At 63.9% G+C, this 18,915-nt stretch carries 16 protein-coding genes; 8 read left to right on the forward strand and 8 right to left on the reverse strand.

Annotated features, from left to right (window positions below; all coding sequences use genetic code 11):
• Nucleotides 1–54: 54 nt before the first annotated feature.
• From BMX94_RS08865 to ilvD, 5 genes are all read right to left on the reverse strand, one after another.
• Complete coding sequence (locus BMX94_RS08865; protein WP_091005706.1) at nt 55–849, reverse strand: SDR family NAD(P)-dependent oxidoreductase; 795 nt, start codon at nt 847–849, stop codon at nt 55–57.
• 716 nt (nt 850–1,565) lie between these two features.
• Nucleotides 1,566–2,570, reverse strand: a complete 1,005-nt coding sequence (gene ilvC, locus BMX94_RS08870) for a ketol-acid reductoisomerase (protein WP_091005708.1) — start codon at nt 2,568–2,570, stop codon at nt 1,566–1,568.
• A 124-nt stretch (nt 2,571–2,694) separates the two neighbouring features.
• On the reverse strand, nt 2,695–3,180 hold the full coding sequence (ilvN, locus tag BMX94_RS08875; protein ID WP_286160069.1) for an acetolactate synthase small subunit: 486 nt from the start codon (nt 3,178–3,180) through the stop codon (nt 2,695–2,697).
• A complete protein-coding gene (gene ilvB, locus BMX94_RS08880) occupies nt 3,177–5,087 on the reverse strand; it encodes a biosynthetic-type acetolactate synthase large subunit (protein ID WP_091005710.1) in 1,911 nt (636 codons plus the stop codon). Before ilvB ends, ilvN begins: the two co-directional genes overlap by 4 nt.
• Nucleotides 5,084–6,748: a dihydroxy-acid dehydratase gene (gene ilvD / locus BMX94_RS08885; RefSeq protein WP_091005712.1), complete on the reverse strand. Its 1,665-nt coding sequence runs from the start codon at nt 6,746–6,748 to the stop codon at nt 5,084–5,086. Before ilvD ends, ilvB begins: the two co-directional genes overlap by 4 nt.
• Nucleotides 6,749–7,261: 513 nt before the next feature.
• Here ilvD and BMX94_RS08890 point away from each other — a divergent pair.
• The 4 genes from BMX94_RS08890 (at nt 7,262) to BMX94_RS08905 (ending at nt 11,707) form a co-directional block, all read left to right on the forward strand.
• Nucleotides 7,262–9,238, forward strand: a complete 1,977-nt coding sequence (locus BMX94_RS08890; RefSeq protein ID WP_091005713.1) for a BMP family ABC transporter substrate-binding protein — start codon at nt 7,262–7,264, stop codon at nt 9,236–9,238.
• The gene (locus BMX94_RS08895; RefSeq protein WP_091005715.1) at nt 9,235–9,957 is read left to right on the forward strand and encodes a metallophosphoesterase family protein; all 723 of its coding nucleotides are present in this window, start codon (nt 9,235–9,237) and stop codon (nt 9,955–9,957) included. The genes BMX94_RS08890 and BMX94_RS08895 overlap by 4 nt, the downstream gene beginning before the upstream one ends.
• A 62-nt stretch (nt 9,958–10,019) precedes the next feature.
• Entirely contained in the window at nt 10,020–10,502 is a 483-nt protein-coding gene (locus BMX94_RS08900; protein WP_091005742.1) for a YbaK/EbsC family protein, read from the forward strand.
• Nucleotides 10,499–11,707 (forward strand): MalY/PatB family protein, encoded by a 1,209-nt coding sequence (locus BMX94_RS08905; protein ID WP_091005716.1) that lies wholly within the window; start codon nt 10,499–10,501, stop codon nt 11,705–11,707. The genes BMX94_RS08900 and BMX94_RS08905 overlap by 4 nt, the downstream gene beginning before the upstream one ends.
• Before the next feature lie 53 nt (nt 11,708–11,760).
• On the opposite strand, the gene BMX94_RS08910 is transcribed toward BMX94_RS08905, so the two are convergent.
• Entirely contained in the window at nt 11,761–13,458 is a 1,698-nt protein-coding gene (locus BMX94_RS08910; RefSeq protein WP_091005717.1) for an OPT/YSL family transporter, read from the reverse strand.
• A 178-nt stretch (nt 13,459–13,636) separates the two neighbouring features.
• On the opposite strand from BMX94_RS08910, the gene BMX94_RS08915 reads away from it, so the two are divergent.
• On the forward strand, nt 13,637–14,515 hold the full coding sequence (locus BMX94_RS08915; protein ID WP_091005719.1) for a type III pantothenate kinase: 879 nt from the start codon (nt 13,637–13,639) through the stop codon (nt 14,513–14,515).
• Nucleotides 14,516–14,594: 79 nt separating this feature from the next.
• Here the strand turns inward: BMX94_RS08915 and BMX94_RS08920 are convergent, their stop codons facing one another.
• Nucleotides 14,595–14,768, reverse strand: coding sequence for a hypothetical protein (locus BMX94_RS08920; protein WP_218138479.1), 174 nt, complete (start codon nt 14,766–14,768; stop codon nt 14,595–14,597).
• A gap of 207 nt (nt 14,769–14,975) precedes the next feature.
• Between BMX94_RS08920 and BMX94_RS08925 the strand changes: the two genes are divergently transcribed.
• Together BMX94_RS08925 and BMX94_RS08930 are read left to right on the forward strand one after the other, a co-directional pair.
• A complete protein-coding gene (locus tag BMX94_RS08925) occupies nt 14,976–15,236 on the forward strand; it encodes a hypothetical protein (protein ID WP_091005723.1) in 261 nt (86 codons plus the stop codon).
• A 6-nt stretch (nt 15,237–15,242) separates the two neighbouring features.
• Nucleotides 15,243–16,838 (forward strand): alpha-amylase, encoded by a 1,596-nt coding sequence (locus BMX94_RS08930; RefSeq protein WP_091005725.1) that lies wholly within the window; start codon nt 15,243–15,245, stop codon nt 16,836–16,838.
• Here BMX94_RS08930 and BMX94_RS08935 read toward each other — a convergent pair.
• Nucleotides 16,811–17,929, reverse strand: a complete 1,119-nt coding sequence (locus BMX94_RS08935; protein WP_091005726.1) for a DUF3810 domain-containing protein — start codon at nt 17,927–17,929, stop codon at nt 16,811–16,813. The genes BMX94_RS08930 and BMX94_RS08935 overlap by 28 nt on opposite strands.
• Before the next feature lie 596 nt (nt 17,930–18,525).
• Here BMX94_RS08935 and BMX94_RS08940 point away from each other — a divergent pair.
• Nucleotides 18,526–18,915, forward strand: a 390-nt coding sequence (locus tag BMX94_RS08940; protein ID WP_091005728.1) for an Hsp20/alpha crystallin family protein, incomplete at its 3' end; no start/stop codon positions are given.

Below are 18,915 nucleotides of genomic sequence, written 5' to 3' on the forward strand. Positions count from 1 at the left end.
CATGGTACACCCGTCTGTTGGCGCGCACCTTTCAGGCTTTCTGAGGTCCCGCGCTCATACGCGGCGCAGGCCCTCCCAGATCCACATGATCAGGGGCGCGGGGATGATCTTGTCGGCAATCCTCATGAGGAGCCCCGTCACGCAGCACGTGGCAACGGGGTAGTTTAGGGCGTTTACCAGCATTGACCAGCGAACCACCCGGCGCGCGCTAAGCACGGGGAAGGGGTGGCGCACGGTCTGACCATTGGCCGTCTGCCGCGCGACGTCGATGAACTCGGTCTTCACCCACAGCGGACATACCGCCGTCACAAAGATGCCGCGTCCGCGCAGCTCAAAGCGGAGGGCACGCGTGTAGCTACGGACAAACGCTTTGCTTGCCGCGTAGACGTTCAGCCCGGGCAGCGGCTGAAACGAGGCGCTCGACGCTATCTGGATGATGCGCCCGCCGCGCTCCATGTGCGAGAGAGCTGCCTGCGTCACGTCGACAAGTGCACGGCAGTTGAGGTCGACCATCGTGTCGACTTCCTCGCAGGTGAGGTCGGCGTACGTGCCAAACTTCCCCAGGCCGGCCGCGTTGACGAGAAGGGCCACCGTGAACTTCTCGCCACGCGCCTCGCATTGCGACGCCGCTTGGTCGAGAAGCCCCTCGAGCTGCGCGATCGAGGTCTTCTCAGTGAGGTCGAGAGTGACTGGCCGTACGGGCGTTGAGAGCTCTACCGCCAGCTCCTGGAGGCGCTGGTGCCTGCGGGCTACTGCCCAGATCTGGTCGTAATTGCCGTGCTCGCTCGCCCAGCGCGCGTACTCGCGCCCCAGGCCGCTCGACGCACCCGTTATCAACGCTATGCGCATGACCCCGCCTCCCCATGAGACAAAGGGACTGTCCCTTTGTCTCATGCGCTGCACAAAAATGCTCTAACGGACAGGGATTTGGGAATCCGTGCATAAAAATGCTCTATCGGACAGTGTGTCCAGGCTACAAACATCAAACCTGCAACTATATATGCAAGATTATGCATATTATTTAAATGTCATGCGAACCAGAGTATATATAGTTATATATTTGATTTCAGTAGAGTCGGGGCACTGTCCGATAACCCATTTTTATGCAGCGATTGCGATTCCGCCGTCCGATAGACCATTTTTGTGCGAAATCCAGTCCGCATCTCTCCATCTCATCATTGAAAATAGTTCGGAATTGCATTGTGAGCTAAGCCGAAGGCATAACATGCATTCGCTCGCTGGTGGCTGATTTGGAAGCAATGGGTGCCATGTATGCAATGCTGGAAATTGGCTCCTTGTCTGGAAGACTTTCGATGGAATAGCCCTCATGCAGCGCACGGGCACACATGTCGAATTGTTTCGACGACGCTCTTGCATAGTGCTGGAAGGGACTAGCAAACGGATCGAATTCGCGTGATGGACAAGGCGCTTCGCTCCATGAGACAAAGGGACTGTCCCTTTGTCTCACCTTTGTCTCACCCCCGTTCAAGGCACAAAAAGCCCCGCCGGAAGGTGGTCCCGGCGGGGCAATCATGCAGCAATGCCAAGCTCACGCGGCTTCGAGGTTAGTCCTCGCCGTTTGCAAGCCAGGAGAACATGGAGCGTACGCGCGCGCCAGTGGTCTCGATGGGGTGCGTGTTGATCTTCTCGCGCTCCTCGAGGAGCTTCTTGTGGCCGTTGTTGCAGTCGTCCACAAACTCCTGGGCGAAGGAACCGTCCTGGATGCGCTTGAGGATGTACTTCATGGCCTCACGCGACTTGTCGTTGATCACCAGCGGACCGGCGTAGTACTCGCCGTACTCGGCGGTGTTGGAGATGGAGTAGTTCATGAAGTGGATGCCCTTCTCGTACATGAGGTCCACGATCATCTTCATCTCGTGATAGCACTCGAAGTAGGCAAGCTCCTCGGGATAGCCAGCCTCGGTGAGGGTCTCGAAGCCAGCCTTGACCAGCTCGACCAGGCCACCGCAGAGAACGGCCTGCTCACCAAAGAGGTCCTCCTCGGTCTCCTCGGCGAAGGTCGCCTTGATGAGGCCGGAGCGGGCGCCACCCAGGGCCCACGCGTAGGACATGGCGAGAGGCCACGCATCGCCGGTGGCGTCGGTCTCGACGCAGACCAGGTCAGGCACGCCGGAGCCCTCGGTGAACTGACGGCGCACGATGTGGCCCGGGCCCTTGGGGGCAACCATGATCACGTTGACGCCCTCGGGAGCCTTGATGTAGCCGTAGTGGATGTTGAAGCCGTGAGCGAAGGCGAGGGTGTTGCCCGGCTCGAGGTTGGGCTCGATGAACTCCTTGTAGACCGCCGGCTGGGTCTCGTCGGGGGTCAGGATCATCACGACGTCGGCCTCCTTGGCCGCAGTCGCCATGTCGGTCACCTTGAGGCCGTGCTCGCGGGCCTTCTCAGCGGACTTGGAGCCCTCGCGAAGGCCGACGCGCACGTCGACGCCAGAGTCCATGAGGTTCAGCGCATGGGCGTGACCCTGGGAGCCATAACCAATGATGGCGACCTTCTTGCCCTTGATGATCGAGGGGTCGCAGTCCTTCTCGTAGTAGATGGTGACGGCCATGTCATGCTTCCTTTCGTTTGTGCCGCTTCCTTCTATGTTCATCCGCCGGTCGGCGGGTTGAACCGTGTGTGGGACCTGAGCGCAGGCGCCGTAGCTGTGGCGCGTTCGCGCCGTCGCGGGGGTGCTACTGGTCGTGCCCGCGCGACATCGCAATCTTGCCGGTTCGCGTGAGCTGGCGGATGCCGTAGCTGCGGAAGAGATCCTCGAGCGCGTCGAGCTTGCTCTCGGTGCCCGTTGCCTCCACCGTGAGCGTGTTCTTGCCCACGTCCACGATGTTGGCGCGGAAGACGCCGGCGATCTCGATGATCTCGTGGCGGCGCTCCGGAGAGCACTGCACCTTGAAGAGGATGAGCTCGCGCTCGATGGCGTCGTCCTCGGTGAGGTCCGAGATCTTGAAGACCGAGACGAGCTTGTTTAGCTGCTTGGTGATCTGCTCGAATCCCACGTCGTCGGCCTCGACGATGATGGTCATGCGCGAGAGGTTCTCGTCCTCGGTGGGGGCGACGGTGAGCGAGCCAATGTTGAACCCACGGCGGCTGATCATGCCAGTGACGCGCGAGAGCACGCCCGGCTTGTTCTCGACCAGCACGGAGAGGATGTGCTTCATCATTCGTCACCGTCCTTCTCGCCGTCCGCGGTAGCGGGGCGACCGTCCTTGCCAAAGCCCTTGCCGGAGACGCGTACGCCGCCGAGCGTCACGTCCAGGGCGCCGATGATGTCGTCGATGGGTGCGCCGGGGGCAACCATGGGGTAGACGGTCTGGTCCGTGGGAATCACCACGTCCAGAAGGTACGGCTCCTTGGAGGCGAGCATCTCGTCAAGTGCGCCCTCGACCTCCTCGGGGCGAGAGATGCGCTTGCCCCGCCAGCCGTAGGCGTCTGCCAGCTTCACAAAGTCGGGGACATCGGGCAGCTTGGTGAACGAGTAGCGCTCGTGGTAGAAGAGCTTCTGCCACTGGTAGACCATGCCTAGGGCGCTGTTGTCGATGATCATCACCTTGACGGGCGCATTCTCCTGGATGGCGGTTGCCATTTCCTGCACGTTCATTTGGAACGAGCCGTCGCCGGCGATGCAGACCACCTCGTCGTCGGGGCAGCCGATCTTGGCGCCAATGGCAGCTGGGAAGCCAAAGCCCATGGTGCCGGCACCGCCGGACGAGAGGAACGTGCGTGCGTGCTCGCGGTGGATGTTCTGGTGCGCCCACATCTGGTGCTGGCCCACCTCGGTGGTGACGATGGATGCCTCGGGATCAAGCTTGTCCGAGAGCATGGAGAGCACGACCTCGGGTGCGATCTTGTCGGGGTAGTCGATGGTGCTGGCAAAGTCGTCGGTGTAGAACGGCCAGCGCTCGCGCCAGGAGCAGACCTCGGCAAACCAACCGTCATCCACGGGCTTGGCGCCCTCCTTGTGCAGGCGCTCGTTGAGCGAGGCGAGAACCACCTTGGCGTCGCCCACGATGGGCACCGTTGGGTTCACGATCTTGCCGATCTCGGCAGGGTCGATGTCGATGTGGATGATCTTGGCGTGTGGCGCGAACTCCGAGACCTTGCCGGTCACGCGGTCTGAGAAGCGCGCGCCCACGGCGATGAGCAGGTCGCACTCCATGACGGCCATGTTGGCGTACTTCGAACCGTGCATGCCCACGGGGCCCAGGTTGTGCTTGTTCGAGCAGGGCATGGCGCCCTTGCCCATGAGCGAGGTCACCACGGGGATGTCCATGGTCTCGGAAAGCTCGACCAGCTCCTGGCAGGCGTGACTCGTCACAATGCCGCCGCCTGCGTAGATGAGCGGTCGCTTGGCCTTCATGATGAGCTTTGCTGCCTGCTTGACCTGCCGCGCGTTTCCGCGATAGGTGGGCTTGTAGCTGGCGATGCTAATGGAGTCGGGGTAGTGGAAGACCATCTGCGCGCCGGAGAGGTCACTGGGAATGTCGATGAGGACGGGGCCTGGTCGGCCGGTGGAGGCGATGTAGAAAGCCTCGCGGAAGGTGCGCGTGAGGTCGTCGGTCGACTGCAGCAGGAAGGAGTGCTTCACGATGGGCATGGTGATGCCCACGATGTCGGACTCCTGGAACGAGTCGGTGCCAATGACGCCGCGCGTGACCTGGCCGGTGATGACTACCAGGGGAACGGAGTCCATGTAGGCGGTCATGATGCCCGTCACGGTATTGGTGGCGCCGGGACCAGAGGTGACGAGAACAACACCCACCTTGCCCGTGGCACGGGCATAGCCGTCGGCCATGTGCGTGGCGCCCTGCTCGTGCCTGGCCAGCACGTGGTGGATGCGCTTGGAGTCATAGAGCGCGTCGTAGATCTTGATGGCCTGGCCACCGGGGTAGCCGAAGATCGTGTCGACCCCCTCGCACTCCAGGCTTGCGATGATCGCTTGGGCGCCGGTCATGGTCTTGCCCTCGTACTCGGAGTGCGACCCCATGCCAAAGGGCTTGCCCTCGATGGCAGTCTGCTTGCGCGCGAGCTTCTCGGCGACGGACGCCGCATGGCTGTCGGTGTTCGTCATGACAGGTATGCCCCCTTGTCTGCACTGGTTACGAGCTTGGAGTAACGGGAGAGCACGCCGGTGGTGTACCTGGGCGCGGGCGGCTCCCAGGCTGCGCGGCGACGCGCCAGCTCGTCCTCGTTGACAAGCAGGTCGAGCTTGCCCGCCTCGATGTCGATGGAGATCTGGTCGCCCTCATGCACCAGGGCGATGGGGCCGCCAGCTGCGGCCTCGGGGCTTACGTGGCCAACGCAGGGGCCCTTGCTCGCGCCGGAGAAACGGCCGTCGGTGATGAGCGCGACGGACTTTGCCAGCCCCATGCCGCAGATGGCGGAGGTGGGGGTGAGCATCTCGCGCATGCCGGGGCCGCCGGCGGGACCCTCGTAGCGAATTACCACGACATCGCCGGGGTTGATCTTGCCGCCAAAGATTGCCTCGCAGGCGGCCTCCTCGGAGTCGAAGACGCGCGCCGGGCCGGTGTGCTTGTACATGCTGGGATCGACGGCGCTCTTCTTGACCACGCCGCAGTCCGGCGCGAGGGAGCCGCGCATAACCTTGAGGCCGCCATCGGGGGAGTAGGGGTTGTCGATGTGGCGAACCACCTTGCCGTCGACGGGCGGGCACTGCTCGACCCACTCGCCCATGGTCCCGTGGCAGGTGTTGGCCGTGAGGTCAAGGTGACCGGAGCGGCCAAGCTCACCGATGATGGCAGAGACTCCACCCACGTCGTTCAGGTCCTGGATGTGGAGCGGGCCGGCGGGTGCCAGGCGCACGATGTTGGGCGTGGCCGAGCAGGCCTTGTCCCAGTCGTCCATGGTCACGGGGCAGCCGGCGGCGTGAGCGATGGCCGTGAGGTGCAGCATGGTGTTGGTCGAGCCGCCAAAGGCCTGGTCGAGCGCCATGCCGTTGCGTACGGCGCGAGCGTCGATGATCTTGCGGGCCGTGATGCCCTTCTCGAGCAGCTCCATGACCTTCATGCCGGCGTGCTTTGCCAGGCGGATGCGCTCGGAGTAGACGGCAGGGATGGTTCCGTTGCCGGGAAGCGCGATGCCCAGGGCCTCGGCCAGGCAGCAGATGGAGTTGGCGGTGAACATCCCCGAGCAGCTGCCGCAGGTGGGGCAGGCGGTGTTCTCGAGCCAGTGCATCTCGTCCTCGGTCATGGTGCCAGCGGTCACCTGGCCCACGGCGTCAAAGAGGCTGTTGAGGTCGGTCTCCTCGCCATGGCGACCGCGGCCGGCGAGCATGGGGCCGCCGGAAACCAGCACGGTGGGGATGTCCAGGCGGCAGGCGGCGATGAGCATGCCGGGGACGATCTTGTCGCAGCTGGGGATGAGGACCATGGCGTCAAACTGATGGCCCTGGATGGCGCACTCGACGGAGTCGGCGATTACTTCTCGGCTGGTGAGCGAGAAGCGCATGCCCTCGTGATTCATGGCGATGCCGTCGCAGACGCCAATGGTGTTTACCTGCAGCGGAGTGCCGCCTGCCATGCGGACGCCGGCCTTAACCGCCTCGGCGATCTTGTCCAGGTGGATGTGGCCGGGGATGACCTCGTTCTGAGACGAGACAACCGCCACAAGTGGACGTTCAAGCTCCTCGTCCGTGAGACCGTCGGCCTTGAGCAGGCTTCTGTGTGGAGCGCGGGCCAAGCCCCGCTTTATGGCATCGCTTCGAAGTTCCATGGTCACCTCTCGCTTCCTGCACAACCTATTCCATGTGAGAAATGCGATTTCAGGTGAGACGTGGTGCGTTCTCCCGATGCCCGTTACGGTGGACTCCGGCCCGAGGTAGTTGCAAGCCGTCTGCGTGGGGGGTGACCCAGAGACGGCGCGCGTTCGCCCGAGCAGCTCGAGGGAATGTTCCTTGCCAGCCACCGCAGGTTCTCAATTTGCCCGCTTGCTGTGGGATGGAATGGCAAGTACTCGCCCTGTCATCGCATTTGCTCTGAAACTGTGCGGTAGATTCTACGCTATCTAGTGGTGACGTTAGGTAACGAAGTTGAAAATTACGACGTGGCTTTGTTGAGGTAAACGGCAAGGATTTATTGGCGAACGGTACCGATTTTTGGAGTGAGGGTAGCGCCCTTGGGTGGCGTCCGGACCCACACGGCTCCGGCCTTCTCGCCTGCGCATTCTCTCCTGCGACGGTATACTTGTCTGAACAAGTCGTGCGCACGAAGGGAGACGTCCGCCACCATGAGCGAGGAGTACAGAAAGGCCCTCCGTCGCGGCGAACGCGACCTGCGCCGTGACGCTTCGGCAGGCGTCTACCCCTACCTGCCTGCGCTCGACTCTGTCCTTGCTCCCGGGGACACCGTCGGCGAAGTGCACGTGGGCACCATGGAGATCCCCCTCGAGATGGTGGCCGGCACGCGTACCGAGGGCCGCCAGCGTTCCTTCTCGCGCACCTTTATGCCTGTGCTTGCGCCCACTACGGAGTTCGCCGCCAAGTGGTCGAACCTCTACACCATCCAGACCACTGAGGGCTTCCGCGATCCCGTCAAGGTCTACGAGTACATGCACCGCTTCTACGTCGAGGAGGGCAACAAGCGCACCTCTGTGATGCGCTACCTTGGCGCCTATTCCATCGAGGCCGAGGTCACGCGCCTGCTCCCGCGCCCGTGGGACGCACCGGAGCGTCGGCTCTACGGCGAGTTCCTCGAGTTCTGGCGAGCCGTGCCCACCTACGACATCGAGTTTTCCCGCGAGGGCTCCTATCGGCGCCTTGCCGCGCTTCTCGGCCGCGATCTTTGCTCCCCCTGGCCCGATGACGCCGTTCGCGAGCTTACCGCAACCTACCAGTACTTCCGCTCCCTCTACCAGCGTGCGGGCGGATCGCACCTGGACGTAACCTGCGGCGACGCGCTTCTCGCGTACCTTAGCTACTTCCCGGACGAGCGTCTTCTGGACACACCGCCCTCCATTGTGGTCGAACGCCTTGGCCGCCTGTGGGCAGAGCTTGCTCTTGCCGGTCCGCGTGAGGATGTGGTGCTGGTAAGCGAGCCGGAGGCAGATCCCACCTCCCGCGCCGGCGTTCTCTCGCGGCTCTCGTACCGCACGCCCTACTCGCCAGCCAACCCGCTTCGCCTGGCGTTTCTCTACGAGGGGCCCCTTGCAACCTCGAGCTGGGCGCGCGCCCACGATGCCGGTCGTCTTGAGGTCGAGAAACACTTTGGCGGCTCAGTGCAGACGATCGCGTACGACGACTGCTCCTCCTCAGACGACTTCACGGCCGTGGTTGACGCAGCTGTCGAGCAGGGCGTGCGGGTGATCTTCACGTGCTCGCCCACGCTCATGGCAAGCACGGCCAAGGCGGCCATCACCCATCCCGAGGTGCGCTTCCTCAACTGCTCGTGCAACCTGCCGCACAGTCGCGTGCGCTCTTACTACGGGCGCATGTATGAGGCCAAGTTTGTAACGGGTGCGCTTGCCGCGAGCTTTGCCACCAACCATCGCGTGGGCTACCAGGCTAACGTCCCTATGTTTGGTTCGGTGGCCGAGATAAACGCCTTTGCCATAGGTGCGGCGCTGGTTGACCCCAAGGTCAAGGTGCGGCTGGTCTGGTCGACGCGTGGCGGCGACTCCCTCTACCACCGGATGGCCGACGAGGGCGTCACCGTGATGTCGGGCTCGGACGTTACCGCGCCATGGGACGACCCACTTGCGCTGGGGCTCTACCAGATGGTTAACGGGCGCGTGCACAACCTTGCCCTGCCGGTGTGGAACTGGGGCCGCTACTACGAGCTCATTGTCCAGGGGCTTCTCAACGGATCCTGGCAGGACGGCGGCGACGCTGGGCGACCGCAGGCGGTAAGTTACTGGTACGGCATGTCGTCGGGCGTCATTGGGCTGCGGCTCTCGGACGATCTGCCCTACTATTCGCGCAAGCTTGTCGAGCAGCTTACGTGCGGCATCGAGCGTGGCGTGCTCGAGCCTTTTGCGGGAGAGCTGAGAAGCCAGATGGGTGTGGTGCAGCCGGATGGCTCTCCCAGGCTGAGGGAGCAGGACGTGGTGTCCATGGACTGGCTCAACGACAACGTGGAGGGCGTCCTTCCCGACAACTGGCATCCCGTCGACGAGACGTCGGTGGCCGGCGGTGCGACCGGGAGGCCGGCCGGCGGCGCGACCGGGGGGCCGCTAGCCGGCGGTGTGGCCGGGGGGCCGCTGCCATGAGGATCCTTGCAATCGCCGACGTCGAGGAGCGCATGCTGTGGGACAACTTCAGGCGCTCGCGCTTCGAGGGGGTTGACCTTGTCCTGGCGGCGGGTGACCTCGATGCCGACTACCTCGAGTTTCTCGTCACCATGCTCACGTGTCCCGTGCTCTACGTGCACGGCAACCACGACGAGGGCTATCGGCGCAAACCGCCCCTGGGCTGCATCTGCGTGGACGACTCCGTCTACGTGTACCGCGGCCTGCGCATTGTTGGACTGGGCGGCTCCATGCGCTACAAGGACGGCACCTACATGTCCACCGAGCAGGAGATGCGTCGCCGCATTCGCAAGGTCGAGCCGAGCATCCGTCTGTTGGGCGGTTTTGATGTGCTTCTCGCCCACGCTCCCGCACGTGGAGTGGGGGACTTGGACGACCTACCGCACCGCGGCTTCGAGTGCTTCAACGTGCTGCTCGAACGCTGGCGTCCTGCCCTCATGGTCCACGGTCACGTGCACGCCAACTACATCACGGATTTCTCGCGCGAACGAGATCTTGCCTGCGGAACGCGGGTGGTGAACGCCTTTGGCCACGTTGAGCTGGATACGCCCGTGCCGCCCCAGCTCTCATACGGCTGGAAGGAGCACCTGGTCAACAAGCGTGCGCTGCGCAAGAGCGACGGCATTGCCTCGCACGAGGAAGGGGTTCTCGGCGCCGGGCAGTCCTACGGTCAGCGGTGATAGGCTACTCTCTTGTGATGCTGCCCGGCGAGTGGGCAGCCCTTCGAGAGGGGATGCCGCCCATGTCCGTCGAGAGCGTCCGAGCGTATCTGGAGCCCTTTGGCGTTGCTGAGAAAATCATCGAGTTTGACCAGTCGAGTGCCACGGTGGAGCTGGCTGCGCGCGACCTGGGCTGCGAGCCGGCGCGCATTGCCAAGACAATGGCGTGCGTGGTGGGGGAGGGCGCCGTTCTTGTGGTGTGCGCGGGTGACGCAAAGCTCTGGAGCTCTGCCTTTAAGCGCGAGTTTGGGACAAAGCCGCGCTTTGTGTCGCCCGATGATTTGCCACGGGTGGTAGGCCATCCCATGGGCGGCGTCTGCCCGTTTGCCGTGAGGCCAGGCGTGCGCACGTACCTGGACGTTTCGCTGCGCCGCTTTGACCTCGTGTTTCCTGCGGCGGGAAGCGAGAGCAGCGCGATTGGCCTCACCCTTCCCGAGCTTGAGCGCTGCTCGGTGTCGCGGGGCTGGGTGGATGTGTGCAAGGACTGGCGAGAGGAGATCGCATGACGTACGACTTCACATCAATTATGGAACGACACGGCATGGATGCCATTGCGGTCGACGCGCTGGGCTCGGGCGGCATGGCTCCGGACGCGCCGGCGGAGGGCTTCGATGCCATCCCCATGTGGGTCGCCGACATGAACTTCCCCACGGCTCCCTCCATCACGCGCGCTATGGCGGAGCGCATCCAGCATCCGGCGTTTGGCTACTTCTCGCCGCGCGATGAGTACTACCAGGCCATTATTGACTGGCAGTCTCGACGAAACGGCGTGCACGGCCTGACGGCTGATCACATTGGCTACGAGAACGGCGTGTTGGGCGGCGTTGTATCCACGCTCACCGCCTTTGCCGCGCCGGGTGATGCCGTTCTTCTCCACAGCCCAACCTACATTGGCTTTACGCATTGCATAGAGGAGAACGGATACAAGATAGTGCTGTCGCCGCTGGTCAAGGACGAGCAGGGTGTCTGGCGCATGGACTATGAGGACATGGCCGCCAAGCTGGAGGAGAACCACATCCACGTGGCGGTATTCTGCTCGCCCCACAATCCCTGTGGGCGCGTGTGGGAGCGCTGGGAGCTCGAGCGAGCGATGGAGATCTATCGCGAGCATCGCTGCGTGGTGATCTCCGACGAGATATGGTCCGATCTGGTGCTGCCGGGGCACACGCATGTACCGACGCAGTCCGTGAGCGAGGACGCCCGCCGGCGCACGGTGGCGCTGTATGCGCCGAGCAAGACCTTCAACCTGGCGGGGCTTGTGGGAAGCTACCACATCATCTACGACGACTACCTGCGCGACCGCGTTGTGGCAAAGAGCAGAAAGTCCTGCTACAACTCGATGAACGTGCTTTCGATGCATGCGCTAATCGGCGCGTATGGCCGCGAGGGTGAGGCGTGGCTTGAGGAGCTGCTGCAGGTACTGGACGGCAACGTCTCCTGGGCGTGCCGGTATATCCGCGAGCGCTTCGAGGGCGTGCGCGTGAGCAAGCCCGAGGGGACCTACATGCTGTTCCTCGACTGCAGCGAGTGGTGCGAGGCCCACGGGCGCGACATCGAGTGGCTTGAACATGCTGGCTGGCGCGTGGGCGTTGACTGGCAGGACGGCCGCGCGTTCCATGGGCCCTGCCACGTGCGCATGAACCTCGCGCTGCCGCTTTCTCGGGTGCAGGAGGCGTTTGAGCGCCTGGATCACTACGTGTTCAACGCGTAGCTGCGGGGATGCGCGCTGCGGTGCCAGAACGGCGCCGCAGCGCGCTCGCCACCCTACGCCGTAAGCCCTGCGATGACGCTCACCATCGCGATAATAACGCCCACGATCGACTCGCCACCCAGCACGCCGGAGGCAATGACCACGCCGGCCTCCTGCGCCGCACGGTCGTCCTCGGGCAGGCTGGCCGCGCGCGCGGCACGAACGCGGCCGATGACCCACTTGAGCGCGGCACCAAGCGCAGCGGTGAACGACATGTAAAACGGCAGGTAGACGCCAAGCCCCAGCATCATGGCCGGAAGTCCCGCCCAGTAGAGCGCGATTCCGGCCGCAAGGCCAATCACAAATGCGGGAACGCTGGGGATTCCCGAGACCATCGTTGCAACGACGCTCGCCTGTGCCGAGACAAACTCCTTGCCCAGGCCAAAGGCGTCAGGCCCGTAGGCCCCTACCAGCGCCATCATGACGGCCGCCGAGACCACGGCTCCCAGAACGCCGCCGATTGCCTGGCCCAGCCACTGGGCGCGAGGGTCGGTGCCAAGGATGTTGCCGGCCTTGAAGTCGTTCATCACGTCTCCTGCAAGACCGCAGGCAACGGCGACCACGCCGGCAATGAAGAAGAGCTGCACCTCTCGTACCTGTGCAAAGGCCGAGACAAGCAGCAGCACGATGAGGCCAAAGATCTCCATGGGGTCGATGCCGGTCTGCCCGCACGACTGCGCGCTCATGGCGGTGGTCACAAAGGCGAGAAGCACCACCACAACGCTCACGACCGGCGGAAGCCCAAGTCCCATGCACATGAGGACCACGATGGCGGCGGCAAGCACCGCAAACGTTCCGGCGTCGGTTCGCACGCTGCCGGTGACGAGCGACTCCGCCGCGCCGGTGCCGTTGGCTCCGCGCGCGTCACCCGCGCCGCGCACCCCGCGCGCGATGCTCGCGAGCTGCGGCACGATGTCCTTGGCTACCACAGCCAGTCCGGCGCCCATCATGAGCCCCATGCCCAGGCTCTTCACGATGCCCTGCGCGGCGTCGACGGCCCAAAGCCCCGCCGCGCTGCCTGCCACCACAATGCCAAAGTTGGCGAGCAGGGCACCGGCAAACCACCAGGCAACCGCCACGCCGCCCACGAGGAAGCCCACCGAGAGCATCATGGGGGAGTTGTAGATCCCAAAGCTCACGCCAGGGATGGGGAGCGCAGCCAGCATGGCGGGCACGGCGCCAAGCGCGTCGCGCAGCACGGCGTAGACGCCGGCAAGTCCCATCGACGCAAAGAGGCGGCGTCCCGTCTTTCCACCGGCCTCGGTTGCGCGCAGGGTCTGTGCCGCAGAGGCCCCCATGGGAAACTCCAGGCTTGCGTCAACAATGAAGTGCCGGTGGATGATCGCCGTGGCAACAAGGCCCAGTCCCGTGCCGGCAAGCGCCACGATGAGCATCTGCAAAAAGCCCACCTCGTCGGCGTACCCCAGCATCCACGCACCGGGGATGGTGAAGGCAAGCCCGCCCGCAACCATCGCGCCCGCAGACATGATGGTGTGGGTGACGTTCGCCTCGTTCAGGCTGGCGTTGCCCAGAAGCTTGAGGAAGAAGAGCGAGACGATTGCCGCAAACACAATTGGCCACGGCAACGCGCCAAGCTTGAGCGCCGTGTATGCCGAGGAGGCGGTGATAATGACGCAGCCAATGCAGCCAATGACGACGCCACGCGCCGTCAGCTGCCCACGCCACGAGGCGCGGCCAGAGGTGTTGTCCATGTTGTTCTCCTTTGCGTATATCCGCTCCCCCCTGGTGGCCGGCGTGCGCTGGCCGAGGAGTCGGGTTACCGGTGCCCGTGCGCCGGACCTGCGCGCGGACTTGCTAGAGTATAGCGAATGGCTACAGCGGCGATGGGGTGCGTGGACGGCACGCGCGTTGGCGGAGAAGGGAGCGCACATGGGAAAGAGCGAGCAGGCCGGCTCTGCCGCGGGCGAGAGGCACTGCGTCCTTGCCGTTGACGTGGGCAACACCTCCACGGGCTTCGGGCTCTTCTCGGCAGACGCTGGCGAGACGGACGAGCCGCTGGGCACCTGGGAGCTCACCACGCCCGCGCGCCTCACGGCAGACGAGGCCCGCATGCAGGTTGCGCAGGTCCTGGGCGTGCTGGCGCGGGACGTGGCCGAGCAGCGCTCGCTCGCGCCCGAGCGCGCGGCAACCTTTGCGGAGCCACCACTCGATGCGGTTCTCTCGTGTGTGGTGCCATCGCTCACCGAGGCGTGGTCGGTGGCCCTGGCAACGGCCTGCCACACGCGCCCCATTGTGGTGGGGCCGGGCCTCAAGACGGGCCTGCGCATGCGCTACCGCGATCCGGCAGAGATTGGCCCCGACCGCATTGCCGACGTGGTGGCGGCGCGCGCAACCTATGGGGCGCCGCTTGTTGTGGTCGACTTTGGAACCACCATGAACATCGAGGTTCTCGACGGCGAGGGGGTCTTTCTCGGCGGCATCATCGCGCCAGGACTCGCGCTTGGGGCGCAGGCGCTCTCGCGCGCGGCAGCACGTCTGCCCGTCATCGAGCTGCATACGCCAAAGGCGGCCATTGGCCGTTCCACCCGCGAGGCCATGCAGTCCGGCGTGGTCTTTGGCGAGGTGGCCCGCGTTGATGGCCTGCTCGACCGGGTCTTTTCCGAGCTTGGAGGCGAGGCGCGCGTCGTGCTTACCGGCAGCGGTGCCGAGCGAGTGGCCCCGCTCATGTCGCACGCGGCCGAGGTCGATGCAACCCTCACGCTGCGAGGCCTTCACCAGCTGCGACTAGGAGCTGCGCGTAGGGGGTAGCCAGTAGGTGCGCCTGCACATGAGAACGGCCCGGGCGGGCATTCCGTCCGGGCCGTCGCGTGTCTCCTCTGACCGGTGCCTAGTAGCGCGGATAGAGCATGGTGGGATAGGTGGTCGCGTTCTGCTGCGGACCGCGCTGTCCGCGCAGCCTGTTCACAACTGCCTGTGCCGCTGCCGCCACGAGCACGGCGCCAGCCAGCAGCGCAATCATGAAGAGAAACACGGCGAGGATAAAGAGCGGACCAGAACTCATGGGCATATGCCGTCACCTGCGACTTTCTTAAACGGCCTTCAGTTTTTACAAGACCTTTGTAACACGTTGGCAACATTGTTTCAAGTGTGTTTCACAAATCGCAGAGAAGACCGCGCGAAGACGTCCTGGCTGCCGCTTGTCCGCTGTTAAAACGGGTAGGATTCCCCCACGGACGCGTCTTGCGTACGCCCCGAAAGGAAGGTCCACATGATTACGTTTCTTCTCGCGTCGCTTCTCGCCGTGATAGTTGCCCCTGTCATGCTTGCCGTCTTGGGCGCGTGGCTGGTGTTCGCGCTGGTCGTTGGTGTCTTCCGCATCCTGGGGTGGACGCTTCGCGCGGGGTTGCGTGTGTTCTGGTGGCTCTTTGTGGCGTCGCTTGTGCTGGGGGCCATCGGCTTTGCGCCGGCTGTGCTTCTCGCCATCATTGCCGCCATCGCGGCTTGCGCGCATCCCGCCAGGCTGGGGTAGGCACGCATGAACGGCACGATGCTCCAGGGCTTCTCGTGGTACCTCGACGCGGACGGCAGACACTGGCGCCGGTTGGCCGAGGATGCCCAGCTCTTTGCGGACAACGGCATCACGGCCGTGTGGCTGCCGCCGGCCTACAAGGGCATGGCCGGCGCAAACGACGTTGGCTACGGTGTGTATGACACCTATGACCTGGGCGAGTTTGACCAGAAAGGCTCTGTGCGCACCAAGTACGGCACACGCGAGGAGTATCTGTCCGCCATCGACGCCATTCATGAGGCAGGCATGCAGGCCCTGGCCGACGTGGTTCTCGATCACCGCATGGGAGCCGATGGCACCGAGCGTGTTCGCGCGACCGAGGTGGCCTCGTACAACCGAGAGCAGCCCGTCTCGGCGCCGCATGGCATCACCGCCTGGACGCGCTTTGATTTTCCTGGACGCGGCGACAAGTACTCTGCCTTCAAGTGGAACTGGACCTGCTTCCACGGCGTGGACTACGACGAGGCAACGCACGCGAATGCCATCTACCTCTTTGACGGTAAGCACTGGAGTGAGCAGGTAGACCGTCGCGACAATGGCAACTACGACTATCTCATGGGCTGTGACGTGGACGAGATGTACCAGCCCGTCTACGACGAGCTGCTGCGCTGGGGCGAGTGGTACCTCTCGACGTGCAACCTCGACGGCTTTAGGCTTGATGCGCTCAAGCACATGGACCGTCGGTTCTTCCTTCGCTGGCTGTCGGCCCTGCGCCAGGAGTTTGGCAAGGAGCTCTTCACGGTGGGGGAGTACTGGTCGCCAGACGTGGGCGAGCTTCAGGCCTACCTTGGGGCCGAGCGGACCATGAGCCTCTTTGACGTGCCGCTCCACTATCGTCTCTACCAGGCATCCTGCTCGTTTGGAAACGTTGATTTGCGGCACCTCTTCGACAACACCCTTGTGGCGGCCGATCCAACGCGCGCCGTCACCTTTGTGGAGAACCACGACACCCAGCCCGGCCAGGCGCTCCAGTCATTTGTGGAGGAGTGGTTCAAGCCCTCGGCCTATGCGCTCATCCTGCTGCGCGAGGCGGGCTATCCCTGCGTCTTCTACGGTGACCTCTTTGGTATGCCCAACGACGGCAACATTCCCGCCGTGCGCGAGCTGCCGCTGCTCATGGAGCTGCGTCGTCGCTTTGCCTACGGACCTCAGCACGACTATCTCGACGACCCCGACGTTGTGGGCTGGACGCGCGAGGGCGACGGGCGCCATGGCGGATCGGGCGTCGCCTGCGTGCTCACCGACCGCAACGGCGGAGCAAAGCGCATGTACGTGGGGTCGCGCCATGCCGGCGAGCGATGGGTCTCGGTGCTGGGCGGACAGTCCGACGCCTGCGTGGGCGACGACGGCTGCGCCGAGTTTGTCTGCAGGGGTGGGAGCCTCTCGGTATACCTGCCCGAGGACACGGCGGGCGTCCTCGAGAACGACATCGTACGCTACGGGCACGACGTCCCCGCGGACCTGAGCTCTCACCTGCCAGTACCCACCGAGGAGGAGCGGCAGCAGGCAGACCGCATCCGCCGCACCGCGGAGCGCTACGCGTCAAGCCAAGCGAGCAGGTAGTCTACAACCAGGCCGTACGAGCGCACGCCGGCCTTCTCGCCAAAGCTCCTGAGGTAGGTATCGTTGACGGTGGTGCCCACGTCCTCGAAGGGGCCCTCAAACGCCTGGTAGTGCTCCTGGGTTGTGGCGCGGTCCTGGAGGACCAGTGCCACGCCGGCGCCGTTCTCGCCTGCGAGCGCGTCCGAGACCAGCTGCTGGGCGCGTTCGGGGTCCTCTGCCACAAGGGCGTTCACGCAGTAGTTGAAGGCGGAGTAGTAGCCGGAGTACGAGAAGCGCACGTCGTCGCTTGCCGTGCAGGCGAGAAACGCCGAGAAGTTGGCCTCCTCCTCGCTCGCGATGCCCAGGCGGTGCGCCGCCTCGTGGCACATAGTGAACGGGAGCTCGGCGGTCGCGGTGTCGAGCGGCACGCTAGACTCTCCCGTCGCCGCCCAGAAGATCCCCGTGTGGCCGCTGTAGAGGAGGGGCTCGCCAAAGAGCAGCAGCGACTTCACGGGCGCGGTGCTTCCCGAGAAGACCTCGTAGCGCTGGGCGAGCGGGGCATACGATGCCCCAGCGATGCGCGCCAACTCGTAGAAGTCCTGGCGGGAGAGTGTGCCGTCATCCTCGCGCGGAACAAGAGACGCGCGGGCGGCTGCCTGGTCAAGGTAGTACGAGGTTGCGCTTGCGAGCTGGTCCTCGCTGTACTGGCCCACCTCGAGGCCAAGGTCCTGGGAGAGCTCCGGCGCATAGTGGTTGAGCGCCCAGCCAGCAGTGCCCAGGAACGCCGTTGCGGCCGCGATCAGCGCTACCATCGAAAGCCACGGGAGGATGCGCTGGTGGCGGCACATGCGGCGCACCAACGTTGCGATGGCGGTCGCCACAAGTCCCACCGTGAGCCAATCCCAGATGGCGAAGGGGGCCACGGAGGCGACCGTTGCCAGGGCGGCCATGAGGGACTTCGAGAGCCGCCGGTAGCCGGGAAAGAGGCTTGCCTGCAGGTTTGGCTGCGAGAAGAGTAGGGCTAGCAATGGGCAAGCGGCTGCCAGGACGGCGGCGGCCACAAGCCGTGCCCTTGTCGTGCCGTCGCGCCCCGAGCCGTCGCTTCGTGCCATGCGTCTCTCCTCTCGTGTCTATGTGCACGCTAGCTCATATCCTGCCACTCCCGGTGGCGCCCGTGGTGCTGGGCAGCTCTCACGCCTTCGTGCCCGTCGTTGCTTTTGAGAAGAAAATCGACGGAATTGCGGTTGGGAAGGGTCGCAAACGTCGAATTCCTTCTCAACAGTGCCATGGGAATCACCCCCCCCGTTCCAGACAGCGCGACAATAGTTCCGGTTGGTGGCAGTTTTTGTAAGAACTCTTATGTGCCTGCGTCGCAGTTGCAATTCTCTGACCTGCGGTTTATCAGACTTCGAATTGCTTTGTACTTGGGGTACCTCAGAAAAACTGCCACCAACCGTCGATTCGCGCCATCTGTAGACCCGCTGGCGACTGCCGTGTTGGCAGGGGTACCGTCTCTCTTGGGGCAGTTTTCGAACGAAACTTTTGTCCGGGACGACTTCTGTACCTCGGCGTTTGAAAAAAATCTAAGTGAAATGAACTCAGAAAATCTTAGATTAGTTGTATAAGAAAACCACAGCGGGGAACATATACAAGTGAACCCGAGGAAGCCCAGAGAAAGGGCTTCCACCACATAGAAGGAGTGGTAACGATGGCTGGCATGGTTCCTTATAGTGACTACGAGAAGGCACTTCGCAGGGCTTGGCCGTTCAACGCGTTCGACGACTTCTTCGCTCCGCTGGCAACCACCGATGGTGACGTGGCCTTCAAGATGAACGTCGAGGACGCGGGCGACAAGTACGTGGTCACCGCCGAGCTCCCTGGCGTCAAGAAGGACGAGGTCGACGTCGAGCTCAACGAGGGCAGGCTCTCCGTCAGCGTTGACAAGAAGGAGTCCGACGAGGAGAAGGGCAAGAACTACCTCCACAAGGAGACCGGCGAGTGGAGCGCCACGCGTGGCGTGTACCTTAAGGACGCCGCGACCGAGGGCCTAACCGCCAAGATGGACGGCGGCGTGCTCACGGTGAACGTCCCCAAGCAG

Origin of the sequence: Olsenella sp. KH3B4, assembly GCA_900111695.1 — a bacterium.
GTDB lineage: Bacteria > Actinomycetota > Coriobacteriia > Coriobacteriales > Atopobiaceae > Tractidigestivibacter.

Coding starts and splice junctions, on each gene's coding strand:
- BMX94_RS08920 (WP_218138479.1), bottom strand. CDS start 14,768: ATGAGTTCTGGTCCGCTCTTTATCCTCGCCGTGTTTCTCTTCATGATT.
- BMX94_RS08925 (WP_091005723.1), top strand. CDS start 14,976: ATGATTACGTTTCTTCTCGCGTCGCTTCTCGCCGTGATAGTTGCCCCT.
- BMX94_RS08865 (WP_091005706.1), bottom strand. CDS start 849: ATGCGCATAGCGTTGATAACGGGTGCGTCGAGCGGCCTGGGGCGCGAG.
- BMX94_RS08900 (WP_091005742.1), top strand. CDS start 10,020: ATGTCCGTCGAGAGCGTCCGAGCGTATCTGGAGCCCTTTGGCGTTGCT.
- BMX94_RS08935 (WP_091005726.1), bottom strand. CDS start 17,929: ATGGCACGAAGCGACGGCTCGGGGCGCGACGGCACGACAAGGGCACGG.
- BMX94_RS08910 (WP_091005717.1), bottom strand. CDS start 13,458: ATGGACAACACCTCTGGCCGCGCCTCGTGGCGTGGGCAGCTGACGGCG.
- BMX94_RS08890 (WP_091005713.1), top strand. CDS start 7,262: ATGAGCGAGGAGTACAGAAAGGCCCTCCGTCGCGGCGAACGCGACCTG.
- ilvB (WP_091005710.1), bottom strand. CDS start 5,087: ATGACGAACACCGACAGCCATGCGGCGTCCGTCGCCGAGAAGCTCGCG.
- BMX94_RS08895 (WP_091005715.1), top strand. CDS start 9,235: ATGAGGATCCTTGCAATCGCCGACGTCGAGGAGCGCATGCTGTGGGAC.
- BMX94_RS08905 (WP_091005716.1), top strand. CDS start 10,499: ATGACGTACGACTTCACATCAATTATGGAACGACACGGCATGGATGCC.
- BMX94_RS08930 (WP_091005725.1), top strand. CDS start 15,243: ATGAACGGCACGATGCTCCAGGGCTTCTCGTGGTACCTCGACGCGGAC.
- ilvD (WP_091005712.1), bottom strand. CDS start 6,748: ATGGAACTTCGAAGCGATGCCATAAAGCGGGGCTTGGCCCGCGCTCCA.
- ilvN (WP_286160069.1), bottom strand. CDS start 3,180: ATGATGAAGCACATCCTCTCCGTGCTGGTCGAGAACAAGCCGGGCGTG.
- BMX94_RS08915 (WP_091005719.1), top strand. CDS start 13,637: ATGGGAAAGAGCGAGCAGGCCGGCTCTGCCGCGGGCGAGAGGCACTGC.
- ilvC (WP_091005708.1), bottom strand. CDS start 2,570: ATGGCCGTCACCATCTACTACGAGAAGGACTGCGACCCCTCGATCATC.